This is a genomic window from Candidatus Margulisiibacteriota bacterium (assembly GCA_018822365.1).
GTDB lineage: Bacteria > Margulisbacteria > WOR-1 > O2-12-FULL-45-9 > XYB2-FULL-48-7 > XYB2-FULL-45-9.
The window spans coordinates 1-5,151 of sequence record JAHJKL010000079.1 but is presented as its reverse complement, the minus strand read 5'-3'; the positions used below and the strand labels follow the sequence as shown (position 1 = coordinate 5,151).

General features: G+C 49.1%; 7 protein-coding genes. 3 read left to right on the top strand and 4 right to left on the bottom strand.

Going from position 1 to position 5,151, the window contains the following annotated elements; genetic code table 11:
• Positions 1–476 (top strand): octanoyltransferase (locus KKF06_07775; protein ID MBU1617651.1); only part of this gene is annotated, 476 nt, incomplete at its 5' end.
• Here the strand turns inward: KKF06_07775 and KKF06_07770 are convergent.
• Entirely contained in the window at positions 460–1,083 is a 624-nt protein-coding gene (locus tag KKF06_07770; protein MBU1617650.1) for a DUF502 domain-containing protein, read from the bottom strand. The two genes, KKF06_07775 and KKF06_07770, sit on opposite strands and share 17 nt — an antisense overlap.
• A 70-nt stretch (positions 1,084–1,153) precedes the next feature.
• Between KKF06_07770 and KKF06_07765 the strand changes: the two genes are divergently transcribed.
• Complete coding sequence (locus KKF06_07765) at positions 1,154–1,387, top strand: Lrp/AsnC ligand binding domain-containing protein (protein ID MBU1617649.1); 234 nt, start codon at positions 1,154–1,156, stop codon at positions 1,385–1,387.
• Here KKF06_07765 and KKF06_07760 read toward each other — a convergent pair.
• On the bottom strand, positions 1,371–2,888 hold the full coding sequence (locus KKF06_07760; GenBank protein ID MBU1617648.1) for a 2-isopropylmalate synthase: 1,518 nt from the start codon (positions 2,886–2,888) through the stop codon (positions 1,371–1,373). The two genes, KKF06_07765 and KKF06_07760, sit on opposite strands and share 17 nt — an antisense overlap.
• A 76-nt stretch (positions 2,889–2,964) precedes the next feature.
• On the opposite strand from KKF06_07760, the gene KKF06_07755 reads away from it, so the two are divergent.
• Positions 2,965–3,942 carry a 6-phosphofructokinase gene (locus KKF06_07755; protein MBU1617647.1) on the top strand — a complete coding sequence of 326 codons (978 nt, stop codon included), beginning with the start codon at positions 2,965–2,967 and terminating at the stop codon, positions 3,940–3,942.
• Between the two features lie 21 nt (positions 3,943–3,963).
• Here the strand turns inward: KKF06_07755 and KKF06_07750 are convergent, their stop codons facing one another.
• Both KKF06_07750 and KKF06_07745 read right to left on the bottom strand, forming a co-directional pair.
• Positions 3,964–4,611 carry a hypothetical protein gene (locus tag KKF06_07750; protein ID MBU1617646.1) on the bottom strand — a complete coding sequence of 216 codons (648 nt, stop codon included), beginning with the start codon at positions 4,609–4,611 and terminating at the stop codon, positions 3,964–3,966.
• 353 nt (positions 4,612–4,964) lie between these two features.
• A partial coding sequence (locus KKF06_07745; protein ID MBU1617645.1) for a hypothetical protein occupies positions 4,965–5,151 on the bottom strand: 187 nt, incomplete at its 5' end.

Sequence of the window (5,151 nt, the reverse complement as noted above, 5' to 3'; positions counted from 1 at the left end):
TCAGGCCGACCGGCGGAGGGATCGTTTTTCATAATGAAGCGGAAGTGACATATTCCCTGGTGATCGCTAAAGATGACCCATCGCTTCCCGCCGGGCTGATCCCGGCCTATAAAAAGATCTCGGAAGCGGTGGTGGCCGGTCTTTCCGGGTTGGGGCTCAAGGCACGGATCAGTCAGGAGCGACAGGTTTATCCTCCAGGCGGACTTTGTTTTAATTATCCGGCTGAATATGAAGTAGTCGTGAATGGAAAAAAAATAGTTGGAAGCGCGCAAAAACGCGGGAAAAAGGCCCTTCTTCAACAGGGATCGATTTTTATCCGTTCGACACCGGTCAAGGATCTTGCCTGCTTAAGGAAAGTGGGGAATGGATTAAATGCGGTCAGTGTCGAAGAAATTATTGGCCGGAAAGTCTCTTTTAATGAAGTAGCCGAAGCGCTGGTAAATGGCTTCCTGAAGGTGTTTAACCCTCTTTTTTAGCCGGCATTTCATTGGGGAGTTCGCTCGGCTTGAGCACCCCCCCGGAAATAACATATTTAAAGGCGGCGTCGATCTTCATATCAAGCAGGATAACCTCTTTGGCCGGGACCATGATCAGGAACCCGGTCGCCGGGGTTGGGGTGTTGGCGATAAAGATATTGATCATCTTCTCCTTTGTTTTGGCCTCGATCTCGGCCGCCGCGTCGGAGGTAATGAAACCGATCGACCAGATCCCTTTTCTGGGGTATTCGATCAGACAGGCCCGCCGGAACTCTTCGGTCCCTTTATGAGCAAAAAGGACATCGTTGATCTGCTTGGCCGAAGCGTAAATATGCTTGACGATCGGGATCTTATAAATGATCTCTTCCCCAAGCTGAAAAAGCTTGGCGCCAAAAATATGGGTAGCCGAATAACCGGAAAGGAAGATCAGCAGAACCGTAACGATCAGTCCAAGGCCGGGGATCGAATGGCCAAGGAGGAGCGTAATAAAATTACCCAGGATCCCATCCAGGAAAGAGAACATGAACCAGAGGAGCCAAATTGTGATCAGGGCCGGGAGAAGGGTGATCAATCCTCTGAAGAAATATCCGCCAATTTTCTGCCACATAATAATAAATTGTATCATCTTGGCTTATAATATGCAATTTGCTATACTCCCTAAATAAGGGGGAGAACATATGACTAGCGCTTATATTTTGATCGAGGCAATGCCGGGGAAAGCTTTGGAATTAACCAATATTATCAGAGAATTGAAAGGGGCAAAAACTGTCCATCTGGTCACCGGTCCATACGATATTATTGCTTTCGTGGAGTCGGCCGACCTTAAAATGATGGGAGAAATGATCGTTCGGAAGATCCAATCAACCGGCCTGGTGGCCAGAACCCTGACCTGTATTACGGTCGAGGAGTAAGCATCCGATTGATCGCCGCCAGATAAGCCTTGGCGCTGGCAATGATAATGTCGGTTGAGGCTCCGTGTCCTCCGTAAATTGTCTCTCCGTCTTTTATCCTAACGGTAACCTCCCCCTGGGCGTCGGTGCCGCCGGTGATCGCCTGAATGATATAGTCGACCAAGTTAGCTTTAACATTGGTTAATTTACCAATTGCCTGGTAGACCGCGTCAACCGGTCCGGCCCCGGTTTCCGTGGTTGAGATCGCTTTTCCTTGATAATTAAGGGAAACTGTTGCCGTGGCCTGTTTTTCGGTTCCGGAAGTGACCTCAATTGAAGCGATCGAATAGATCTCCGGAACGACATAAGCTTCTTCGGCGACGATCGCTTCAATATCGCGATCGTCGACTTCCTTCTTTTGGTCGGCCAGCTTGATGAAATGGACAAAGGCTTTTTCCAGCTTGTCTTTCTCTAAAGAATATCCCATATTTTTCAGTTTATCGGCAAAGGCGTTCCGGCCGGAGTGTTTGCCAAGGACCAGTCGGTTTTGGTTGAGCCCAATATCTTCAGGAAGCATAATTTCATATGTCTCTCTTGCCCGTAAAACACCTGCCTGATGGATCCCGGCCTCGTGGGCAAAAGCGTTGGCGCCGACGATCGCTTTGTTAGGTTGGACCAAAAGACCGGTCAGGTTGCTGACCATCCGGCTGGTCCGATAGATCTCTTTGGTATTGATCCCGGTCGCGCAGTTAAAGTAATCGTGCCTCGTTTTCAGGGTCATGACGATCTCTTCGAGCGAAGCGTTGCCGGCCCGCTCCCCAATGCCGTTAAGGGTGCATTCGACCTGATCCGCCCCGGCTTTGATCGCGGCCAGGGAGTTGATCGTGGCGAGCCCAAGGTCATTGTGGCAATGGACAGAAATAGTAATATTTTTTGCTTTTATCTGCGGAACATTTTTAATGATGTTTTCGATCAACTGTCCGAATTCCCAGGGGGTTGTATAGCCGACGGTATCCGGGACGTTGATGGTAGTGGCGCCGGCATCAATGACCGCGCCGATCACCTTGTAGAGAAATTCATGTTCAGAGCGGCCGGCATCTTCTGGTGAAAATTCAATATCAGGACAGAGCGACCGCGCGTATTTGACCATTTCAACGGCGGTTCCCAGGACCTGCTCAGGGGTCATGCGCAGTTTCTTCTCCATATGAATGGGGGAAGTGGCAAGAAAGACGTGAATCCGCGATTTCCCGCCAACTTTGACCGCTTCCCAGGCCCGGTCGATATCTTCTTTTTTGGCCCTGGCCAAACTGCAAATGACCGGTCCTTTAACCTCCTGAGCGATCATTTTGATCGATTCAAAATCACCAGGCGAGGCGATGGCAAACCCTGCCTCAATGACGTCGACATTTAACTTGGCGAGCTGACGGGCAATTTCCAGCTTTTCTTCAAGATTCAATGAAGCGCCGGGACACTGCTCCCCGTCGCGCAAAGTAGTATCGAAGATCTTGATCTGTCTGGCCATTTTGCATCAGCTCCTTTTATTAATTTTAACATACCGGCCAAATGATGTATACTATTGCCAAAAGCGAGGTTTTATCATGGCAAAAAAATTAAATATTATTGGAGTAATGACCGCGGGAGGGGACGCTCCCGGGATGAACCCGGCGATCAGGGCGGTGGTCAGGACAGCGGTGTTTCATGGGGTTAAAGTATTTGGCGTAGAAAAGGGGTGGTATGGGGCGATCAACGACCATATTCATGAGCTGACGGCGCATTCGGTCAGCGGGATAATCAATCGGGGGGGGACTTTTCTTCATACCAAGCGCTGTCCCGAGTTTAAAGAAAAAAACAATCGGCATAAAGCGGTTATTAATTTCAGGAAATATGGGATCGAGGGGTTGGTCGTTATCGGCGGCGACGGTTCAATGAGGGCGTCGGTCGCTTTGATCAATGACTTTAAACTGCCGATCAATGTCGTTCCCGCCTCGATCGATAATGATATTCCTGGGACCGATTTTACCATTGGTTTTGACACCGCGGTCAACACTGCAATGGAAGCGATCGACAAGATCCGGGATACCGCCGATTCCCACGAGCGGCTTTTTGTGATCGAGGTGATGGGGCGGCATAACGGTTTTATTGCCGCTGATGTGGCGCTGGTTTGCGGCGCCGAGATCGTCATTATCCCGGAAGTGAAGCACAATATAGAAGCCATCGCGGCCAAGATCAACAAAGGACGCCAGAGAGGGAAAGAGAGCTTTATAGTGGTGGTGGCCGAAGGAGCGGAGTCAGGCAGTTCAGTCAGGGATAAGCTTGCCAAACGATTGCCTGACATGGATATTCGGGTTTCGGTCCTGGGACATATTCAAAGAGGGGGATCGCCGAGCGCGTTCTCCAGGGAGTTGGCCGGTAAATTAGGCGCGACCGCGGCCGAACTGCTGATCCACGGAAAATCCGGTCTGCTGGTAGGGACAAAATCTGACCGGGTAAATCCGGTCCCGCTCAACAAAGTTGGTAAATTGATCAAAAAGATCGAACTGGAACAGCTCCGGATCGCGGAAATGCTCTCGGTTTAGCCGGCGAGACGCCGGAGTGTGTTAGGGACAACGGTCTTTAGCTGATGCAATGCCGGCTTGCGCTGTGATTTCGCATTCCGTATCGCCGGGGAAATTAGTTAAGGCGTTATAATAAGCGGATAGCGCGCGGGCGCATTGGTTGTGCCAAAGAAGTTCATCCCCCATGATTACTTGCCAGGAGCAAAGTTGGTTCGGAAACTCCTGATCGCAAAAAAGATTGGTTTTTAACCAATCATAAAACGCCGCGTCCCCCTCATAATATTCAGATAACGTTCTGAATAGTTCACCTCCCAGTTGATACATAGTAAATCCTACAGCGGCATATTCGATGTCGCTAATGTTATGGGCTTTTAGCCAGGAATTTGCCCATGAGCTATTTTCCCATAGGTTGCTAATCTCTTGGTATTTCTTGGCATTTATCAATCCCAGGGTAACATGATGTCCGATTTCGTGCGTGAGAATCGCTTTGTAATAATTATAATCAAATCCGTCCTCATACTTACGGCAGAGAATAATTCCAAGGAAATCAGGGTTTCTATTTTTATATCGCCCGCTAAAGGCGCCCGATCTGCAACCAAGCGTGCCGGGGGCCGTTTCGCTTGGCTTATCTTGTTCTTCGATCCGAATAAAGGATAAGCCATTAACAAATCTGTAATCAATCTCAACCATGACCCTGGCTATCGCGTCTTTTTCTCCCGGTATCTCTATTGCGTCAGAATCATACTCAATTGACAACTCTTGCAGGATTGTTGATGGATATTGACGGCAATCAGTTGAAGGATCAAGTGTTTTTCGGCCGGTCTCAATATTTTGGTTTTCGCCCCCGCAACCGGCATGAAGAGCCAGCGCAAAAACAGCTGTTCTCGTAGTTTTGCCAAACGAACGAGCGCGGCGCGAAATTGATGAGACACTTGGAATAGAAATGATTGTTCTCCTGTATTTACCGTTATATTGTCGTCGGTTTTGGAAAATAATTTCAACCGGAAACTGGAACAGCTCCGGATCGCGGAAATGCAGTCGTCTTAAATAATGGGCAGTCCGGGGACATGGTGCCCCCCCTGATGGGCCAACTCCCCATTAAGAGCATTTAAGTATATTTGGAAGTTATCGTCAAGTATGATCGGCGGTAGAGTTAAAAGGTCCACGTCAACTGTCCCCAATTCTTCGGCAATGATCTTGAGCGGCGTCTTGTTGTCTTTGTTGGAGTTT